Below are 17,920 nucleotides of genomic sequence, written 5' to 3'. Positions count from 1 at the left end.
TGAATCAGAATACGTGGCTTCCAGCATGGTCAATTCCGATGGCAACAGCTAAGAAAACGGCTAAGAAAAAAGCTGCACCGAAGTCCAAAGCTCCGGTTAAAAAATCTGCGCCGAAGAAAAAAATTCCGGCGAAAAAGAAGGAAGTGGCTAGCGCAAGTAAGCCTGCTGCGGGGACAAAAAAGTCTTCCTCTTCAAAATCTTCCTCTCTAAATCCCCTGGGTAAAAAGTTTACCTGTCATACTTGTGGTACTAAGTTTTACGACTTAAATAAAGAAGTTAAGATCTGCCCTAAATGTGGTGCAGACCAGAGCAAACGTCCTCCTTCTAAATCAAGGTCCAGAGTGGCCAGGGTGGAAGAAGAAGAGTTTCCGGAAGAAAACTTAGATTATGATGCAGAAGTAGGTTTCGAAGAAGAAGAGGGAGGTATCGTTGAAGAACCTCTTGAGGACGAAGAAGAAGAGGAAGAGGAGGAGGAATAATCCCAACTTCCAATTCCATACTTATTCTCACAGCTCCCACTGGGGCCGGAAAAACGGCTCTGGTGAGCGAACTGGACCCGTCCCGTTTTGAAATTATCTCATTCGACTCCAGACAAATCTACCAAGAACTAAGCATAGGGACAGCAGCCCCAAGCCCCCAAGATTGTGAAAAGATCCCACATCATATGGTGTCTCTTCTTCCTCCTTCCGAATCCATCCATGCAGGAAAATACGTACAACTCGCAGAAGAAGCGTTAGAACAAATTTTTGCCAGAGGGAAAGTCCCGGTTTTAACCGCGGGCACAGGATTTTATCTGAATGCATTCTTATACGGAATGTTCCCGGTCCCAAAGATCACGGAAGAAGTGAAACTAAAAGTGGAATCCTTGAGTATGGAAGAGAGGATCCAAGAATTACAAAAGTTGGATCCTGCGGCTCTTCAGAAGATCTTTCCAAATGACAATTACAGATACGGGCGGGCCTTAGAAGTGAATTGGATGGGCGCACGTTGGTCAGAACTTAAGGTAGAAGAGGGAGCCGGGGCCCTAATTTCCAAAAATTTGAATATACTTGGGGCCTACTTTTTGGACTTCGATCGAAAGGAATTGTACGAACGGATCGATTCCAGGGCTCGGAAAATGATAGAATTTGGAATGGGTGAAGAGGCCAAAAGAGTCGCCGACAAATACGGAGAAGATTGTCCCGGGCTTCAGTCCTTAGGTTATAATTTCGCGCTTGAAAATATTAAAGGAACGTCCAATCTTGAGACATTCTTTGGGAATTTAAGCCAGTCCCATAGGAATTACGCCAAACGTCAGATCACTTGGTTCCGAAAACAAAAGATATTGGAACCGATCCATCCGAAAGAGGCGTACAAAAAGATAAAAAATATAAACGGATAAAAATCTATGTCTGCTAAAAATAATATACAGGACCAACTACTCAATACGGCTAGAAAAGAAAAACTGGAATTGACCATCTATCTTTTAAACGGAGTTCCTTTGAAAGGAAAGGTAGTAAGTTTTGATAATTTCACGATAGTCCTTGAGCAGGAGAATAAGCAGAGTTTGGTTTACAAGCACGCGATCTCTACGATTATTCCTTCTAAAGTAATCAAACTTTATACAGAAGAAGCAGCGAAAGAAGCTCCTTCCGCCTAATGTTCCGAAAGGTAGGCCGGGCCCTTTTCATTCTATTCATTATAGCGGGGATATTACTAATATCTTATCCGCTTTTTGTAATTAAAGAAGGAGAAGCCCTGGCCGTCTGGGGAAGCGAATCTAAACTAATATCCTTTGTCCGAGGTCCCGGTTTCGTATACGAGATCGGAGCTGCCCAGTTTTGGGAAAAATCCACAGAGAAAGAATCTCTTAACTCATTGGCTTTGCAGTTGGAGATCCAACATGATCTTTCTTCAGGATTATTCTCCGAAAAATCGGACGAGGGAAAAATTAAGGCTCTCTTGGACGTATCCTTCCATTTAGAAGGAGAAGAATCCAAAAAGTATTTTTTATCCGGCGGAAAAACGGAAGCCGGAAGATCCAAATATTTAGCGGGTATTTTTCAGTCCAAACTTAGAGCTTCGATAGAAGACGATAAGAATATAAACTTAAACAAGGAAGCGATTTCCTCGTTTCTGAGAACAGATCTGGTCAGGAACCTTTCTCAAGAGATCCCATGGCTTAAGATCGAATCCGTTCGTATCATCAAATTGGAGATCCCTGATCCGATACTGATAACGAATATTTTCCGTAATCCTAACTTCATTCTAACCAAAAAATTGGAAAGAATAGAAGCCTTAAAAAAGGCAGAACTGTATTCTATACAAGAAGAAGCAAAACTTGCGGTTTCCAAGAAAAAATGGGAACAATATAAGGATTTCTTAAAGAAGAATCCGGATATGAAAGAGTTTCTGCTTTATGATAATATCGGAGAAAATGTGGAAGTATTACTTCTTCCTTCCGATACCGTGTTCGGTGATCCGAAAACTTTGAGTAAGAAAAAACAGTCCGCCCCAAAACCTAAAGAGGTGGAATAGATGACACAAGAAAAACCCGTAGTTCTGATCATGGCGGGAGGAAAAGGAGAAAGATTCTGGCCTAGATCCAGGGTTTCTACTCCGAAACAATTACAGAAAGTATATTCTAAAAATACTCTTCTGAAAGAAACATTAAACAGAGCTTATACGATTACGAGTCCTGATCGTGTATTCATCGGGACGAACGCTACTCTAAAAAAAGCGATCCTGGCCCAGGAAAGAAGTTTCCCTGAGAATAATTTTATCATAGAGCCTGAAGGAAAAAATACGGCACCTATCATCGCACTTGCTTCCTTGTACTTTCAGGAAAAATTCGGAGATCCAGTTCAGGTAGTTTTATCTGCGGATGCATGGGTGAATTCTGAAAAAGAATTTGCTAAAACAATCCAAAAGGCTCTCAAAGAAACGGACGAACATTTGGTTCTTTTAGGGATCAAGCCGAATCGTCCTGAAGTTGGTTACGGATATATTGCTGCTGGAAAACCGACTAAACACGGATTCGAAGTGAAATCGTTCTTCGAAAAACCGGATGTAAAAACAGCGATCAAGTATATTAAAAAACCGAATTTCTATTGGAACCCTGGGATCTTTCTTTGGAAGACAAGTTTAATCCTCCAAGAGTTTGCAGAACATTCTCCTAAAATATTAAAACCTTTAAAGGATAGATTTCCTTTCAAGAAGATGGGAGATTTAGGAGAAGCATTCAAACTTCTTCCATCCGATCCGGTGGATATTGCGATCATGGAAAAAAGTTCCAAGATCAGAATGGTAGAATCTAGTTTCTCTTGGGACGATGTTGGATCTTGGCTTTCATTGGAAAGAGTTCTTCCGGGTGATAACCAAGGCAATAGGCATATCGGGAAAGAAATTCTATTTTATAAATCCGGCAACAACGTCACTCAGACTAAAAAAGAATTCACTGCTCTTTTAGGAGTTCAAGATATCGTTGTCGTAGAAGAAGAAGATGTTCTCTTCATCGCTTCTAAAGAAGGCATCGGTGATATCAAAAATATGGTAGCCGAGATCCGTAAAAATAAAGGTTTACAAAAGTACACCGAATAATTTCCTGGCAGGTTAGGAACCTAACAGGAGAACCGAATGCCTTCCGGTAAAAAAAGAAAGCGAAGAAAGATCGCGACTCATAAGAGGAAGAAAAAGAGAAGACAGAATCGTCATAAGAAGAAAGGCAAATAAGATATCTTAATCTGATGTCTTGAAAGACCGGGAATTCGATCGAGGACCCGGTCTTTTTGCCTCACCTGCCTAGATCGGGAGCTCTCCCGAGCACAGAATTAGCAACTTCAAAGCCTAAAGCAAAATTAGAAAATGACCGATCTTGTTGCTGTATGGCCTCCTTCCAGGACTATTCTCTTTTAAGACGTTGGTGGAAACCTGAGTTTCCTCCTGCGAAAGGATATACGAAATCCTACCAATCGAAAACTCCCGATGGAGATATTCTCCAAGCGGATTTTCATTATCATGATCGAAAGATCCGCCTCACCTTGGAAGTTGCAGGGGAGAACGGGCGCATCTATGTCGCCACGATTCGAGACGGTTCTATCCTAAAAGAGACGGACCTAACTACCGGAAGATCTTATCCTTTATATTCCAGATTTGCACCTTTTAGAGATCTATTATCTTCTCTTCCTGACAAGGACGCTCTTCAAATTATGGGCGGTGCCTACGGAGTTTCTCCTGAACCTCTAGGCGGACCCGAAAGAAGGAACCCTAAACCTTGGGAAGTTTCCACTAAGTATGATCATATTTTCGGGATAGATCGTAACCCTAGATCTTGGAAAAGATTTTTTGAAAGAGAGAAAAAAGAGCCCTTATGGACCAGGGTAAAGAGAAGATTCTGGGGAGATTTCCAGGACTATGCCTTAGGTCTCGGTTCTGCGCTCGGGATCTGGTATGCTTACATGGATTTTTATTTGCTCGGATTTTCACTCGCGGTTTTCGGTTTGCTTTTTGGCGGATTGGACTGGATACTGAGGAAACGCGATCCGCTTTTCTCGAAAGTTGCACTCTTTCTTGGCTCCGGATCGTATTTTTATTATTACGGATTCACCCGTTTCTAAGGAGGGGGAATGTCCGCCGAGATCGAACACCAATACATTCTTTTTAGTTTAGGAGAAGAGGAATATGCTCTTCCCATCGTGCTTGTGGATGAGATCATTAAGATCCATAACTTGGTAAAAGTTCCCAGGTCAAAAAACTATTTCGCAGGTATCATGGATATCCGGGGTAAGGTTGTGAAGATGGTGGACCTCGGTGTTAAGCTGAATATTCCTCATTCTCATGAACAAGAATACGATCGTGCGATCGTGGTTAAAATTGGCGGCGAGTCCGTAGGCATCATAGTAGACAAGGTAGCTAACGTAGCTCTTTTTCCTCCTGAAACGATCAATCCTCCTCCTCCTTCTATCAAAGGAATTTCCTCCCGTTACATCACGGGAGTCGGTAAGAAGGATGATAGATTCATCATTCTGATCGATATCGAAAAAATCCTAGGATCAGAAGAATTAGCGGAGTTGGGTGCTGGGGCGAAATGAAACTTGCCCGCTTGCAAAGGGGCGCCTTTCTCTTACTCCTTTTATGGTTGGGAATTGGCGTCCAAACACAAGCGGACGAACAGGATCAGAGACTAGATCCAGCAGGCATTTATAAACTTCCTCACGAAGTAATTCCACCGGCTAACCTGCGCCAATTAAAAGAAAACTTACTCAATTCTTCCGAATCTGTCGCTGATCCGATCACGAGCATCCGCCAAGTTCTGGATCCGTACTATGCACAGTTCGTGGATCCTAAAAGAACGGAAGAAGAAAGAAGACTAGGTCGTATATTCACCGAAAAAACGGACCGTAACACTTTAAGACTTCTGATCTTAAAAATGTTAGGTAAGATCACTCAGGCAAATCAACTTAGGGATTCTCCTATTCTATACGAACTCCATTGGTTGCTCGCAGTAGAATATTCCAAAAAGAAACAAAACTTCAAGGCGTTAGAAGAGGCGGTTGCAGCTCTTAGATATAGGGACTTTTCTCATACGGAAGAGGCCTTCTCTAAGGAAGAAAGACTTAGAGAATTATATGATACGAACGAGGTGGAGAGGGCAAGGCAGCATTCCAGTTCCAAAAAAGAATTAGAAAAATCGAATGTAGATCTGGAGAAGGCTAAGGATAGAGTTCATTTACTGGAAGCGGCTTCCGTTCGGGAGAAGGAGTTGATCTTCGAGTCTGGTCCCCCTTCGAACAGAAAGGTGAGTGCAAATGATATCACTCTCGCAAAGCAGGATGTAAAAACTGCAGAAGACGCTTTGAAAAGGGCGGATAATTCCTATAAAGATTCCTTCGAAAATAACTATTATCCCTTCTTTAAGAGAAAATCAAGAGAAGACTCGGATGCTATCTTTACTCTTGCAAAATACGTAAAAGAATCCGAGAACGAAAACAAAGAAAGACTAAAAGTGGTCAATAAGACCTCTGTGAGTGGACAGGGTATCTTCGTTTTATTCGATTATAAAAGAAATACTGATTTTTTCGCCTACGCGGCTTTACTCGAACTTGCATTCAAACTGGATCCGGAATATTCCCCCGTTGTTTTAGCATTGGCAGAAGAGTTAAAGGCGTCCGGAAAAAAAGCCAAATCCTTGGACTTCTACTTAAAATATCTGGCTCTTGCTCTAAAAGAAAATAAAACTCCAGCAGAGATCGCATCCGTTTATCGTTCCATAGCTTCTTTGCATACGGAACTCAAACAATATGTTTTGGCAGCGGAATTTTACGAAAAATATTATTTATCTGAACCGGATCCGAAGAAAAAGGGGATCTACGCTTTTGAATTAGGGAACTTCTTCGAGAGCAAATTGGGGAATCTGGAAGCCGGTAAAAAGTATTACCAAGACTGGATCGAGATACGTGATCAGGAAAAGGCGACTTCCGCAGAACTTTCCTTTCCTGAATCCCAAGAAAGGATCCGGATGGAAGTGCTCGCTTATTTAGGGATCTCTAAATTATATAGATACGAGAAAAAGCCTCCTAAAGAAAAAGACGAACTAATTAAGTCCATTCAAGCTTATGACAGGCTCCGTGAAAATTTGAGGCTGGAAGAAACAAAATATTCTCAAGGTAAGAAAGAATTACTCCAGATCAAAAAAGGACTACTAGAAAGAACAAACGATCAGGATATGGCTCAGTACAGGCTTAAAAGTTTAGAGATGGAAGAATCCAAAGAAAAAATGGATATAATCCGCACGAAGTTAGATGCTTCTCCAGGGCCGAGAGCAATGCAAAGATTATCTATCCTCTATGAGTTTGAAAAGAACTATGGGGAATCTAAAAGAATGAATGAAGAGATCCTAAAAGTAGGAAATCAGACTGAGATCAATCTTGCTTTAAAAAATATAGAAAGGATCAATAAGATCCTGGAAGACGGGATGCAAAGAGATCCATATCCTAGGGATCCTCTTGCGGGAGATACGTATTAATTCAGGACTTTTTTTGCCTTAGTGTATTTGTCTATATCGTCTATGCCGGATTCTTTTTCTTCTTCCTTTCCTTCCGGTTCGATCACTCTGAATTCTACATTATCGATTACTTCTCCTTCATAGGAGACTTTCATTAGATATTTTCCAGAGATCAATTCTTGGAAACTCCCTGTGATGCTGGAGCTCGAAATTTCAGGTCTTTTGCGTTTTACTTCTATTTCGTTGAAGCCTACTTGGAATCTACTTAAACTTACGTAGATTTCCGCTTCCGGATTCGGCATTCTGGAAAACTTATAAAGATACACTAAGGTTTTGTCCGTTGGAAAAATTAACTTTTCCCTGGTTAATGTGAACTCTTGGACATTGAAGAATTTTTTTTCCAATTGGCCTTGTTTGGATTCGTCTACGAGCGCCCATCCGAATTCTCCGCTCATTCCTAAACAAGAAACGAAAAATAAGGAATAAGATAGGATCAGTAGATTGGAAAATCGGATCTTCATTTGTTTATTCTTCTTTTCCAACGACTCTCCCCTTATCGGAAATATCTTTTTCTCTAGGAGAATATTCCCTCTCTGGAAATACCACTCTGAATCCGGAAGTTTCCTCCCTATGAGGAAATAATAATCTCTGTAAGAACCTATATGTTAAGTATGCGAATATTATAATTAATAAGAGTTTCATTCTGGGGGAGGGATCCTTTTTGTTTTGTAGATTTAGACAGTCTTTCCTGAGTATTTGAGACCGTCGTTCAACCTTCCTCTTTCCCGGTTTTTGGCCGGGCCTAGGTCGATACTAACCGGAAAAGTGATTCCGGCAACCCGATTTCGGAAAAACAGGCTTGAAGCCTTGGGTAGTATCATTACCTTTTAGGAAATTACGGGAATACCCGAATGTGAGCCACTCGCCCCCTTGGAAAACCAGGAGGGGCAATTTTCCCCTTATAGCAATATACATCTTAGAAAATAAAAAGGATCGGGGTCCCTGATTCGTAGAAAATCAAAGAGATCAAATGAATCCGGATTCGCTATATATATAGTTTTTTAAGTTTTTATTCTCTTCTTCTGTTTTTGCGATTTTTGCTTTTACTGCGTCTCCGATGGAAATGATACCTACCAATCTATTCCCGTCTAAAATAGGCATATGTCGGATCCTTTTTTTTAGCATAATAGATAATACTTCATCCACTTGGTCGGTAGGTTGCATCGTTGTTAGGGTAGTGGACATTAGATCCGCTACTGTTTTTTCGAAGACAGCTTCCCGATCCGTAGAAGCGAAATGAAGTAAATCTCTTTCTGTAAAGATACCGGCGAGTTTCCCTTCTTTTAGCACGATTACGGAGCCTATATCATACTTGGTCATAAATCGGATCGCTTCCCAAACGGTGGTATTCGGTTCCACCGAAAGGATCTTGCGGTCCTTTTTTTCCAAGATATCTTTTACCAGCATGGCCACCTCTAGGCCCAAAGTGTAGTTTTCATCGACCTTCGATTCAAGGACTTTTTTTGGAAAAAAGAGGTCGGATCTATGACATGCTTTTGGTGATTTTGGGCGAATGGGCGGAAAAATAAGGATTAAAATCGCAAAAAAAACAATAAAAACCGAGAGTATAGGAATTTGGAACAAATAGGTGATTTCTTCTTATATATCTAAATGGTAAAATGAGATCAGGAAATTTTTTGAAAATTTTAAGGAATCAATCATATTCTGAAAAAAGGATTTCCCAATAAACTCCTAACGTGGGAGCATAACGCAAGCGTTGTGATTTTTACCACTCCAGGAATATATTATCATCGAGTATGAGTTCTTCTCCAGAACAGCCGAATATTCTAATCGTTGAAGACGAGTGGTTACTTTCTTTCAACCTTCAAAAAACCCTTCAAAATTTAGGATATAAAATTGCTGGAGTGGCTGCAAACGGCCAAGACGCACAATCTATATTTAAGGAAACGGATCCGGACCTAGTATTAATGGATATCTCTATCGAAGGAGATATGGACGGTATCCAAACCGCTCAAAGTATCCAACGGATCAAAGATGTTCCGATCGTTTTTATGACGGCTTATACCGATGATTCTACTTTTATGCGCGCAATGGATGCAGCTTCCACTTATGCTTATATCACGAAACCTTTTCAGAACCATCAGTTAAAATCTTCCATCGAGATCGCTCTTAGACAACAGAAACGTTTAGGGATAGTAAAAGAGAGCGGCAAAGAATTTAAGAATGTGATCCAAAGTATTTCCGAAGGTGCGGTTTCCTTAGACGGAGAAGGAAATATTATATTTCTAAATCATGCCGCGGAAGAACTTACAGGTTGGAGTTTGGAAGAGGCTCTTGGAAAACCTGGAGATGTTGTTCTTTCTTTTATCCAGACCCAGATCGGTTCGGGAGAACATCCTGATAATTTAGGCCATAATCTTAGATATATTCCTGCTGTGCTGGTCAGGAAAGACGATAGAAAAGTCAGGGTTGGATTCAGGGTCTCTCCGATCAGAGACGAGGCTGGAAGGATCGTAGGGAGTATTGTTACATTCTCCGAATTGGATCTTCTTTCCGTTTCTGAAAAAAGGATCTCCGAAATGGAGAAGGTGATCCAGTCCGAAAAAAGGATAGAGTCTATCCAGAAACTGGCTGCGGGGATTGCCCACGAGATCAATAATCCTCTGATGGGTGTGATCAATTACGGGAATATTATTCGGAATAAAAAAGATCTTCCCGCTGATATCCGAAATTATGCTAGAGTGATCATAGAACAAGGGGAAAGGATCTCCGGGATCATCCGAAACCTGATCCTATTCTCCCGTTCCGATAACGAAGAACCTGTTTGGTGTAAGTTGGAAGATGTTCTTGTAGGAGTAGAAGGGATCATCTCTGAATTATTAAGGTCCAAGGATCTTATATTAGTTAAGAATATTTCTACTGATATGCCTGATATTTTCTTAAAACAAAATCAAATTAAAGAAGTTTTATATTATCTTCTCTATTTTTACGCGGAAGGTGTCGGTTCCGATCTGAAAGGTAGCACGATCCATTTGAACGCGAATTTAGAAGAGTCTAAGTCTGGTACCGGTAAATATTTGGATATCCGCCTGTCCGGAAACTTAAGAGGAGAATTGGACCCTGAGAATGCATTCCAACCTTTTGAAAGGATCCAGTCGGATGACTCTCGAATTGGAATGGGTTTGTCGGTTTGTTACGGGATCATTCAATCCAATCATGGAAAACTGGATGTCCAAAAGTCCAGCTCCGGAACCGATTTCCATATTCGCATCCCGGTTCAGACAAAATAGAAGGCTTGTTTAAGCCTATCTTTGATCAGGCCTTTGGGGTCGAAAATCGATGGAAATTTTGGGCTTCGCCCCAAAACTAGTCACAGATCGATAAAACCAATAGGTATAACTGGAATGTTAGATAAAATCAAGAGCGCATTAGGTGCGGAAGCGGATTCTCTTTTAAATCATGTCTCTAAAACCATCCCGAAAGAAACACTGACCATCCCTGGGCCAAATTATATTGATGATATTTTTGCAAAGACGGATCGTAATAACACCGTTCTTAAAAATTTCCAATCCATTTACAATACAGGACGTCTTGCTGGAACAGGATATCTTTCTATTCTTCCTGTAGACCAAGGCATTGAGCATAGCGCTGGAGCTTCCTTCGCTAAGAACCCTGCTTATTTTGATCCTGAAAATATAGTAAAACTCGCGATCGAAGGCGGATGTAACGCAGTTGCTTCTACCTTGGGAGTTTTAGGATTGGTATCCCGTAAATATGCTCACAAAATTCCTTTCGTAGTTAAGATCAATCATAACGAACTTTTAAGCTATCCAAACAAATTCGACCAAATCCTTTTCGCGAATGTAGAACAGGCATTTGATATGGGAGCTGCGGCTGTAGGAGCTACGATCTATTTCGGTTCAGACGAAAGTTCCAGACAGATCCAAGAAATTTCCGAAGCTTTTCATAGAGCTCACGAGTTAGGTCTTGTTACTATTCTTTGGGCTTACCTTAGAAACGATGCATTCAAGAATGATAAAACGGATTATCATATCGCTACCGACCTTACTGGACAAGCGAACCATTTAGCTGCTACTATCCAAGCTGATATCGTAAAACAAAAATTGCCTGAAACCAATTTAGGCGGATTCAGAGATCTGAAATTCGGCAAAAAAGACGATAAAATGTATACTGAACTTTCTTCCGAGAACGCGATCGATATGGCAAGATACCAAGTAGCGAATTGTTACATGGGCAAGATCGGTCTGATCAACTCTGGAGGACCTTCCGGTTCTAACGATTTGGGTGACGCGGTTAAGGCTGCAGTGATCAACAAAAGAGCAGGTGGAATGGGACTCATCTCCGGAAGAAAAGCATTCCAAAAACCGATGAAAGACGGTGTTGCTCTATTGAATGCGATCCAAGACGTGTATCTATCCAAAGACGTTACAATCGCTTAAGATAAGGATCCTTAAGCTCCGTAATACGGGCATAAGATCGTAAATATTTCCATTTTTCCGGAACAAAAACAAAATCGGAAAAATTCGAGGGGGAAAGTAGATCCATGAACAATGGGTTTGCTTTCCTTTTTTATTTTTACTGAATTATAATATTATAAAGAGGCTAATATGAGTATTAAGAAAGGTTTTGCGGATTCGATCGGGAATACTCCTCTCATTCGATTGAATCATTATTCTGATCAAACCGGCTGTGAAATTTTAGGAAAAGCAGAGTTTATGAACCCTGGCGGTTCCGTCAAAGACAGAGCCGCTTTATTTATTATAGAAGAAGCCGAGAAAAAAGGTCTTCTCAAACCTGGTGGAACAGTTGTAGAAGGAACTGCTGGTAATACTGGGATCGGGCTCGTTCATATATGTAATGCCAAAGGTTATAAATGTCTGATCGTAATTCCGGATACTCAGTCCAAAGAAAAAATCGATTTGTTAAGAACCTTGGGTGCGGAAGTTCGAACTGTTCCTGCGGTTCCCTATAAGGATCCGGGAAACTATGTAAAAGTTTCCGCTCGTATTGCGGAAGAAACTCCGAATGCGATTTGGGCAAATCAATTCGACAATGTTGCGAATCGTTTGGCTCATTATCATACTACAGGTCCTGAAATTTGGGAACAGACGAATGGAAAACTGGATGCTTGGATCGCTTCTTTAGGAACAGGCGGGACTTTCAGCGGCACTGCGTTATTTTTCAAAGAGAAAAATCCTAAGATCAAAACGATCGCTGCAGAACCTTACGGTTCCGCAATTTATAATTTTGTAAAGAAGGGCGAGTTGAGTTCGGAAGGAAATTCTTTTACCGAAGGGATCGGTAACGGAAGGATCACTGAGAATATGAAAGACGCTCCATTTGATGATGCAATCCGTGTGACCGATGCAGAATGTTTAGATATTATCTATACTCTTCTTCGTAAAGACGGACTGTTCTTAGGGGGATCTAGCGGGATCAACGTGGGGGCAGCGGTAAAATTAGCGAAGGAATTGGGACCGGGACATACGATAGTCACCGTTCTATGCGATAGTGGGGCTAGATACCAGTCCAGGTTATATGACCCAGACTGGTTGAATTCTAAAGGGTTTTCAGTTCCTCAAGTTTAGAAAGTGCTTACATAATTTAGGTCGGTGCGGTATTCCCAAAGAGAACTTCCGGCGCCGGCCGCAATCGGTAAGTAATTACTTTTAAAATTAAATCCTTCCTTCACTGATTCTCCGGATGGGGTTTGGATGATATTATGAGTCGCCCATTTTTTACCTAAGAAGTAGCTTTGTGCTAACTGGGCTAGATACAATCCCACTCCTAAATATAAACCGGTCCTACTATAAGTTTCATACTGGTTTTCTTTACTCTTGGCTGAATTGTATTCGGAAATACTATCAGATTGCATTTTTGTGACTACAAATGATGCTCCAGTAATTCCGGAACCTTGGATTTGAGCATAAGTAACTGGATCTTCGATCAATATTTTGCCGAGGCGATTCTCTGCTTTATTATGTTGTTCAGTTGCTGCTTGGCTTCCACCTATCGCTACAATGATGGAAAGGCCGATAAGCACCTGGTAGGTCCTCGCGTAGTTCTCATGTTTCATGGTAGAGAGTCCCCAACCAGGAAGGATTGCAGATTTCCAAACCGGTTCCCAAGGATTTCTGTTCTCGGAAATATATTCTTCCCAACTAGAGTCTTGCTCATCTATGTACTTTTCGATTAAGGCTAAACGTTTTTGAACCGTTTTGTAACTGTTCTCCTTGATCATTTGTTCTAATAGAAGAGTATCCAATTGTTCTTCTTTTTCAGGTTTTTTGCCGTCTTTATTTAACTTCTTCTTTTCAGTTTCGAAAAGTTTGGCGATCTCAGCTTCGTCTTTGATGTCTTTAAAGATAATTTTAAGGATTTGAGACTTAGGAATAGCCTGTCTTTTGGTTTCTTTGAGAATGGTAACAGTATCGGTAGATTGATCGATCACTGTTCCATAAGTTTTTTCGCCATTCTTGAAGAGGATGGTTTCTGCCGAAACTTGAGTGAATGCGAAAGTGACTAAAGCGAAGTATGCCAGTGCGAATTTTCTACCGGCTAAGAAGGAGCGGAGGTTTTTCATTTGGATTCCTATTCGGTCTTTTCTCCCTTTGTCACCTTCGGAAGGCCCGAGAGTCAACGTAAAAACTTGACCATACATTTTGAATTCCGGATTTTTCTTGCCTTAGGAAAGAAATAATCGGATAAATCTGAACATGAGATCTTTTCAGGTTCAAATTTTACTTTTTCTGATTGTTATTATCTGCGCCTCTATATCTGTTTTCGGAGTTTCTCCGGAGCCAAAGAAAGATCCTAAAACTTCCGAACCTTCTCCCAAAAAAGAGAAACCTTCTAATTCAAAAGGCTGTTGTAAGATCAAATACGAGGGAGGCGGATTCGATTATTTTCCTGCCACAGAAGAAGAATGTGTCGCCAAATCCGGCTATCAAAGTTTTGAAAAAGACTCAGTGCTTTGTTTTCAGTCTCTCTGGGATTGAGAAGATACCATCTTGCGTTAAAACGAGAGCACAGATTCGCACAGATTCGCACAGAGTTCACTGAGCTCACAGAGATAAAGTAGCGACTTTATTTTAGGCTAGTCGAGATGAAAAGGGAAGCGTCTTGGCCTATGAAAATATTTTTGCCGTGATGAAATGTTTGGATCTCTATATTCTTAAATCCTGCATTCTCAAACAGAGACTTCAGTTCTTCATTCGTAAATCCATTATGCACTTTCGGATGATTGATCTTTTCATTCTTATTAAAATCTACGATAATAAGCTTTCCATTCGCGTTTAATATAGAATAAAGCTGGCTTAAGGTCTCGCTAACGGCAGGTATATGAAGAAGGACCAGAGAGACTATGATTATATCTACTCTTATACCTGCAGTAGAGCCGTGTGGAATGACTTCTGCATTTTTTATATTACCTTGGATGATCTTCTTATTTATTATCTCCAACATCTGCTCGGAAGAGTCGGTGAAAAAGATTTTGTCTACGAATGGGGCTAATTCCAAACCAACAAGCCCAGTGCCGCAGCCGAAATCCAACAGGGATTTGTTCTTACTTTCCTTTAATTTCGGTTTTATTGCATTCGCAATGATCCTAGCTAATTCTTTTCTTTCTTCCGAATCATAGCTATTTGCGATCTGATCGAATATATTATCTTCCATAAATATTTCTTAACTCTCTGTGAACTCAGCGATCTCTGTGTGAAACTATCTTTCAATATTTTATGTTCGCACGGAGCCCACGGAGAACACAGAGGTTTATCGAATGATAGTAAATCAAAAATACTCTCTGCGGCTTTGCGTCTCTGCGTGAAAAAAATCTACTTCCCTAAATCGTCCTCAGATTCGAATTCTTCCTCTTCCTTCTCTTTTTTAGAAGAAGAATTTCTCCATTCAGGAATTTCGAAAGAAATAGAAGTAGTGATCGCATAATCATATAGCCGGATATCAGGGTCTCTGGTTAATGGAAGACGGCCTGCTATCGTGAGATAAGTGCCTTTAGTAAGAGTGTAATTAAAGCCTGCACTGGCTTCTCTGAATGCTTTTGGGAATTTTTTTTGGGTTTCAGCATCTTCTTCTAAGAGACTTCCGCCTCCGATCACATTTACGTATGGAGTTCTGTAGAGCAAGCCACCGAATACGCTGAAGTCTTTTGTCCAAAAATATGTTACGTAAGCGAACCATTGGGTGATCTTTTGGATCTCGGGATGTTCTTCCGTAGTTTGGGTGGATGGGCTTTGGGCCCAGTAAGGAAGTCCAGATTGTTCGTTCAACTTTGCATAGTCTTTAGATAAAGGAAAGATCCCCGAACCTCTGACTACGAATAAAAACTGTTTCCAAGTTGCACCTAGAGTAAGATTTGCGATCCCGGAATAATAATCTCCTCCCACGAATTTATCCGTGTCCGCGCCGGAAGGAAATCCTAGCCTTCCTTCTAAGATTATGAAGAAGGGAAGTCCTGAATCTACTAACGGATTCCATTTTGCTCCTACAAAAGCTTTTCCATATCGAGAAGCGTCACTTCTATCTTTTTGTTCGTAATAGATCCAAGGCACGCTGAAGTTCGCAGCGAATTTTCCACCCGAAAAATTAAATTCACCGAAGAGCGTAGTTGTGTGAAGATTGGAATTATCTATAGTTCCCTTCTGAAAATCCTGACTAATCAGAAAATAATCGGAAGGTCTTTCTCTTTTGCCGGTAAAAGGGTCCACAAATCGGGTAGAAGATACCATGTTCTGTCCCTCTCCGGCATGATGAGCAAAAATTTTTCCACTAGTAGGAAATATTAATATTAGAATGAAGGTGATAATAAAATGTTTTTTGAATATTATAAACATGAATACAATACCAGAACTTGGCCTGACGTTTCGAGATTTTCTATGATCTCTGCGTATAAATTTGCGTTTTGAAAATCATTGATCGTGATTTCAGAAGAAGGAAGTGAGAAGATCCCGTCCAAGATCGAAAAAGAAGAACCTGGTCTTTGCGAAAGTAATCCGTCCGTCCTGAATCCGATTGAAAAAGGAGTTTGTTTCTTATATGGAATTTCCAGGTCACAAGAAGCTTCCACTTGAATTTCCGCTTCCCTCAATTCTAAATGGACTGTTTTTGTGGATCCGTTCGTAATTTCGAATGTGAGAAATAGTTTAGAAAATTCTCCATAGATATGTTGTAATGTGCCGTATGGGACGGCGGGGAAGGGAGATAAACTTTGTCTTCTTACGGGACCGGTCAAACTTGTAAAATTGGAAACACTGATATCCCCGGGAGAAAAACTTCCTTTGATCCCATATCTTTGAGCATAAGAACCGGTTCCCGGGATCGGCTCAGAACCTCCGGAATGGAAAATATGGACTTGAGAGCTCGAAGAAGTTTCGGATTGGACTGAAAGAGAATTTTTCGGAGCCTGGAATAGCATAGAAATGTTTTCCAAGACTAGTTCATTGTCCGTTAATTCCACATGATAGGAACCTAAATCGAAAGTTCCTATATCGGAATCTCCTTGGTCGTCCGAATAATAGATCCATGGAGAAATATTCGCTCTTCTCTCGTCCAGGATACGGAATAACGCTTGTAGCTCGGTAGATTCTTCCCCCGAGGAATTTCCTATTGTCCCGAAGGCGCAGGCCTGGAATATAATTATCAAAAATGCCAAGCAAATTCGTTTGTATTGAAATATTGTGTTCATTCTATTTTTATAATGTTTCAGAAAGGATCCTGATGTTTTGGATCGTTTACGAATTCCGTGTCGGTCAGGCTTTTGAGAAATTCCACTAGATCCTGTTTTTCGGATTCACTCAGTGAGAAATTTCTGACAAAAACATCCCGATTCGGATTGGTAGTTCCGTCTCCGGTCCCACCATTCGAGTAATGATTGATCACTGACAATAGATCCGGAATGGATCCGTCATGCATGTATGGTGCAGTGAGTTCTACATTGCGTAAAGAAGGGGCCCTGAATTTTCCTCGGTCCGCTTCATTCAATGTGAATTCATACAAGCCGCCGTTTACTCCTGCGTATCTAGAAGAATCCAATCCGTTATTATGAAAGGTAATCTCTTCGAATACCGTCCCTGTATGTAGGATGGTGTCCGTAAAATTGAAGCCACCATGGCAATGGAAACATTCTCCTCTTTCTCCGAAAAAAAGGTTTTTGCCTCGAATGGCGGACGCGCTCAATGCGGATGTATCTCCAGCTTGGAATCTATCGTAAGCAGAATTTCCGGAGATCAATGTCCTTTGAAAACTCGCGAGAGCTTTCGTAATATTTAATATACTAAAAGGCTCTTGGTCGTTCGGAAAAGCCGCTTTAAACTTAGAAACATACTCAGTGTCGTCCTTTAGCCTTTGGAGAAGTTGACTTTCCCGATCTTTCATTCCGAGTTCGACAGGATTGTCCCCGAATATAGGAACTCTTGCTTGATCCTCTAATTTTTTAAGAAGTGGATTTGCCCAAGTTTGGCGAACATTATACACGACGTTCGATAAATGTTGTGCATTCCTAGGATGATTTTGACCGGTAGAACCGATTGATACTGCGAGACCGTCCGTGAATGCTTTAGAAGGTTTATGACAACTTCCGCAGGATTGGGTTTCGTTTTCGGATAATCTAGTATCGAAAAACAAAAAATGTCCTAGATCCACTTTTTCCACAGTGATCGAATTATCGTTCGGTATTCTCGGTTGAGGAAATCCTGATGGAAGATCCCAAACATAAGGAGTTCCTTCCTGAGGATTTGCGCCGAGCAACAATAAAAGACTTTGAGTATTATCTTTTTTCTCTTCTACGATGCCAAGAGGCTCGCAATTCGATATAATAAATAAACTTAATGAAAATATAATGAATTTCTTCATATGAAAACTCCGGTCCCGACACAATAAATG

General features: G+C 40.8%; 20 protein-coding genes. 12 read left to right on the top strand and 8 right to left on the bottom strand.

Translation table 11 applies throughout. The annotated features are described in order from the left end of the window. Window positions 1-38: 38 nt before the first annotated feature. From EHQ64_RS03700 to EHQ64_RS03665, 8 genes are all read left to right on the top strand, one after another. Window positions 39-479, top strand: a complete 441-nt coding sequence (locus EHQ64_RS03700; RefSeq protein ID WP_135648243.1) for a TIGR02300 family protein — start codon at window positions 39-41, stop codon at window positions 477-479. A 17-nt stretch (window positions 480-496) separates the two neighbouring features. Next, a complete protein-coding gene (gene miaA / locus EHQ64_RS03695) occupies window positions 497-1,381 on the top strand; it encodes a tRNA (adenosine(37)-N6)-dimethylallyltransferase MiaA (protein ID WP_167882349.1) in 885 nt (294 codons plus the stop codon). A gap of 6 nt (window positions 1,382-1,387) precedes the next feature. Beyond that, window positions 1,388-1,639: an RNA chaperone Hfq gene (gene hfq, locus EHQ64_RS03690; RefSeq protein WP_008592014.1), complete on the top strand. Its 252-nt coding sequence runs from the start codon at window positions 1,388-1,390 to the stop codon at window positions 1,637-1,639. Further along, complete coding sequence (locus EHQ64_RS03685; RefSeq protein WP_135648152.1) at window positions 1,639-2,517, top strand: hypothetical protein; 879 nt, start codon at window positions 1,639-1,641, stop codon at window positions 2,515-2,517. Before hfq ends, EHQ64_RS03685 begins: the two co-directional genes overlap by 1 nt. Then, window positions 2,518-3,579: a mannose-1-phosphate guanylyltransferase gene (locus EHQ64_RS03680; protein WP_135648151.1), complete on the top strand. Its 1,062-nt coding sequence runs from the start codon at window positions 2,518-2,520 to the stop codon at window positions 3,577-3,579. It begins immediately after the preceding gene. A gap of 284 nt (window positions 3,580-3,863) precedes the next feature. Continuing rightward, complete coding sequence (locus tag EHQ64_RS03675; protein ID WP_135648150.1) at window positions 3,864-4,595, top strand: hypothetical protein; 732 nt, start codon at window positions 3,864-3,866, stop codon at window positions 4,593-4,595. A gap of 9 nt (window positions 4,596-4,604) precedes the next feature. After that, window positions 4,605-5,069 carry a chemotaxis protein CheW gene (locus EHQ64_RS03670; RefSeq protein ID WP_135648149.1) on the top strand — a complete coding sequence of 155 codons (465 nt, stop codon included), beginning with the start codon at window positions 4,605-4,607 and terminating at the stop codon, window positions 5,067-5,069. Further along, complete coding sequence (locus tag EHQ64_RS03665) at window positions 5,066-7,003, top strand: tetratricopeptide repeat protein (protein ID WP_135648148.1); 1,938 nt, start codon at window positions 5,066-5,068, stop codon at window positions 7,001-7,003. The genes EHQ64_RS03670 and EHQ64_RS03665 overlap by 4 nt, the downstream gene beginning before the upstream one ends. Here EHQ64_RS03665 and EHQ64_RS03660 read toward each other — a convergent pair. From EHQ64_RS03660 to EHQ64_RS03655, 3 genes are all read right to left on the bottom strand, one after another. After that, window positions 7,000-7,503: an LIC_12238 family plasminogen-binding lipoprotein gene (locus EHQ64_RS03660; protein ID WP_135648242.1), complete on the bottom strand. Its 504-nt coding sequence runs from the start codon at window positions 7,501-7,503 to the stop codon at window positions 7,000-7,002. The genes EHQ64_RS03665 and EHQ64_RS03660 overlap by 4 nt on opposite strands. Before the next feature lie 4 nt (window positions 7,504-7,507). Then, window positions 7,508-7,684 carry a hypothetical protein gene (locus tag EHQ64_RS20145; RefSeq protein ID WP_167882345.1) on the bottom strand — a complete coding sequence of 59 codons (177 nt, stop codon included), beginning with the start codon at window positions 7,682-7,684 and terminating at the stop codon, window positions 7,508-7,510. A gap of 324 nt (window positions 7,685-8,008) precedes the next feature. After that, window positions 8,009-8,449 (bottom strand): CBS domain-containing protein, encoded by a 441-nt coding sequence (locus EHQ64_RS03655; RefSeq protein ID WP_135648147.1) that lies wholly within the window; start codon window positions 8,447-8,449, stop codon window positions 8,009-8,011. A 350-nt stretch (window positions 8,450-8,799) separates the two neighbouring features. On the opposite strand from EHQ64_RS03655, the gene EHQ64_RS03650 reads away from it, so the two are divergent. From EHQ64_RS03650 to EHQ64_RS03640, 3 genes are all read left to right on the top strand, one after another. Beyond that, complete coding sequence (locus tag EHQ64_RS03650) at window positions 8,800-10,293, top strand: ATP-binding response regulator (RefSeq protein WP_135648146.1); 1,494 nt, start codon at window positions 8,800-8,802, stop codon at window positions 10,291-10,293. Between the two features lie 114 nt (window positions 10,294-10,407). Then, entirely contained in the window at window positions 10,408-11,463 is a 1,056-nt protein-coding gene (locus EHQ64_RS03645) for a class I fructose-bisphosphate aldolase (protein ID WP_135648145.1), read from the top strand. A 168-nt stretch (window positions 11,464-11,631) separates the two neighbouring features. After that, window positions 11,632-12,612 carry a cysteine synthase A gene (locus EHQ64_RS03640; RefSeq protein WP_135648144.1) on the top strand — a complete coding sequence of 327 codons (981 nt, stop codon included), beginning with the start codon at window positions 11,632-11,634 and terminating at the stop codon, window positions 12,610-12,612. Here the strand turns inward: EHQ64_RS03640 and EHQ64_RS03635 are convergent. Then, window positions 12,609-13,607 (bottom strand): LA_0442/LA_0875 N-terminal domain-containing protein, encoded by a 999-nt coding sequence (locus EHQ64_RS03635; protein ID WP_135648143.1) that lies wholly within the window; start codon window positions 13,605-13,607, stop codon window positions 12,609-12,611. The genes EHQ64_RS03640 and EHQ64_RS03635 overlap by 4 nt on opposite strands. Window positions 13,608-13,740: 133 nt before the next feature. Between EHQ64_RS03635 and EHQ64_RS03630 the strand changes: the two genes are divergently transcribed. Then, entirely contained in the window at window positions 13,741-14,022 is a 282-nt protein-coding gene (locus tag EHQ64_RS03630) for an LIC_11321 family protein (protein ID WP_135648142.1), read from the top strand. 88 nt (window positions 14,023-14,110) lie between these two features. On the opposite strand, the gene EHQ64_RS03625 is transcribed toward EHQ64_RS03630, so the two are convergent. The 4 genes from EHQ64_RS03625 to EHQ64_RS03610 all read right to left on the bottom strand — a co-directional run bounded on the left by EHQ64_RS03625 (window position 14,111) and on the right by EHQ64_RS03610 (window position 17,890). After that, entirely contained in the window at window positions 14,111-14,698 is a 588-nt protein-coding gene (locus EHQ64_RS03625; RefSeq protein WP_135648141.1) for a class I SAM-dependent DNA methyltransferase, read from the bottom strand. Window positions 14,699-14,856: 158 nt separating this feature from the next. Further along, window positions 14,857-15,873, bottom strand: a complete 1,017-nt coding sequence (locus EHQ64_RS03620) for an LIC11086 family outer membrane transporter (protein ID WP_135648140.1) — start codon at window positions 15,871-15,873, stop codon at window positions 14,857-14,859. Continuing rightward, on the bottom strand, window positions 15,864-16,691 hold the full coding sequence (locus EHQ64_RS03615) for a hypothetical protein (RefSeq protein ID WP_246048579.1): 828 nt from the start codon (window positions 16,689-16,691) through the stop codon (window positions 15,864-15,866). The genes EHQ64_RS03620 and EHQ64_RS03615 overlap by 10 nt, the downstream gene beginning before the upstream one ends. Before the next feature lie 50 nt (window positions 16,692-16,741). Further along, entirely contained in the window at window positions 16,742-17,890 is a 1,149-nt protein-coding gene (locus tag EHQ64_RS03610; RefSeq protein ID WP_135648138.1) for a methanobactin export MATE transporter MbnM, read from the bottom strand. Window positions 17,891-17,920: the final 30 nt, after the last annotated feature.

It is taken from the genome of Leptospira sarikeiensis (assembly GCF_004769615.1).
Lineage (GTDB): Bacteria > Spirochaetota > Leptospiria > Leptospirales > Leptospiraceae > Leptospira_B > Leptospira_B sarikeiensis.
This window is presented reverse-complemented; position numbering and strand designations above follow the sequence as displayed.

Excerpts from the sequence above, each read along its gene's own strand:
- EHQ64_RS03625 (WP_135648141.1), bottom strand. The coding sequence starts at position 14,698 with ATGGAAGATAATATATTCGATCAGATCGCAAATAGCTATGATTCGGAA.
- EHQ64_RS03645 (WP_135648145.1), top strand. The coding sequence starts at position 10,408 with ATGTTAGATAAAATCAAGAGCGCATTAGGTGCGGAAGCGGATTCTCTT.
- EHQ64_RS03680 (WP_135648151.1), top strand. The coding sequence starts at position 2,518 with ATGACACAAGAAAAACCCGTAGTTCTGATCATGGCGGGAGGAAAAGGA.
- EHQ64_RS03620 (WP_135648140.1), bottom strand. The coding sequence starts at position 15,873 with ATGTTTATAATATTCAAAAAACATTTTATTATCACCTTCATTCTAATA.
- EHQ64_RS03640 (WP_135648144.1), top strand. The coding sequence starts at position 11,632 with ATGAGTATTAAGAAAGGTTTTGCGGATTCGATCGGGAATACTCCTCTC.
- EHQ64_RS03685 (WP_135648152.1), top strand. The coding sequence starts at position 1,639 with ATGTTCCGAAAGGTAGGCCGGGCCCTTTTCATTCTATTCATTATAGCG.
- EHQ64_RS03665 (WP_135648148.1), top strand. The coding sequence starts at position 5,066 with ATGAAACTTGCCCGCTTGCAAAGGGGCGCCTTTCTCTTACTCCTTTTA.
- EHQ64_RS03610 (WP_135648138.1), bottom strand. The coding sequence starts at position 17,890 with ATGAAGAAATTCATTATATTTTCATTAAGTTTATTTATTATATCGAAT.
- EHQ64_RS03675 (WP_135648150.1), top strand. The coding sequence starts at position 3,864 with ATGGCCTCCTTCCAGGACTATTCTCTTTTAAGACGTTGGTGGAAACCT.
- EHQ64_RS03650 (WP_135648146.1), top strand. The coding sequence starts at position 8,800 with ATGAGTTCTTCTCCAGAACAGCCGAATATTCTAATCGTTGAAGACGAG.
- EHQ64_RS20145 (WP_167882345.1), bottom strand. The coding sequence starts at position 7,684 with ATGAAACTCTTATTAATTATAATATTCGCATACTTAACATATAGGTTC.
- EHQ64_RS03655 (WP_135648147.1), bottom strand. The coding sequence starts at position 8,449 with ATGCTGGTAAAAGATATCTTGGAAAAAAAGGACCGCAAGATCCTTTCG.
- EHQ64_RS03635 (WP_135648143.1), bottom strand. The coding sequence starts at position 13,607 with ATGAAAAACCTCCGCTCCTTCTTAGCCGGTAGAAAATTCGCACTGGCA.
- EHQ64_RS03660 (WP_135648242.1), bottom strand. The coding sequence starts at position 7,503 with ATGAAGATCCGATTTTCCAATCTACTGATCCTATCTTATTCCTTATTT.
- EHQ64_RS03670 (WP_135648149.1), top strand. The coding sequence starts at position 4,605 with ATGTCCGCCGAGATCGAACACCAATACATTCTTTTTAGTTTAGGAGAA.
- EHQ64_RS03630 (WP_135648142.1), top strand. The coding sequence starts at position 13,741 with ATGAGATCTTTTCAGGTTCAAATTTTACTTTTTCTGATTGTTATTATC.
- EHQ64_RS03700 (WP_135648243.1), top strand. The coding sequence starts at position 39 with ATGGCAACAGCTAAGAAAACGGCTAAGAAAAAAGCTGCACCGAAGTCC.
- hfq (WP_008592014.1), top strand. The coding sequence starts at position 1,388 with ATGTCTGCTAAAAATAATATACAGGACCAACTACTCAATACGGCTAGA.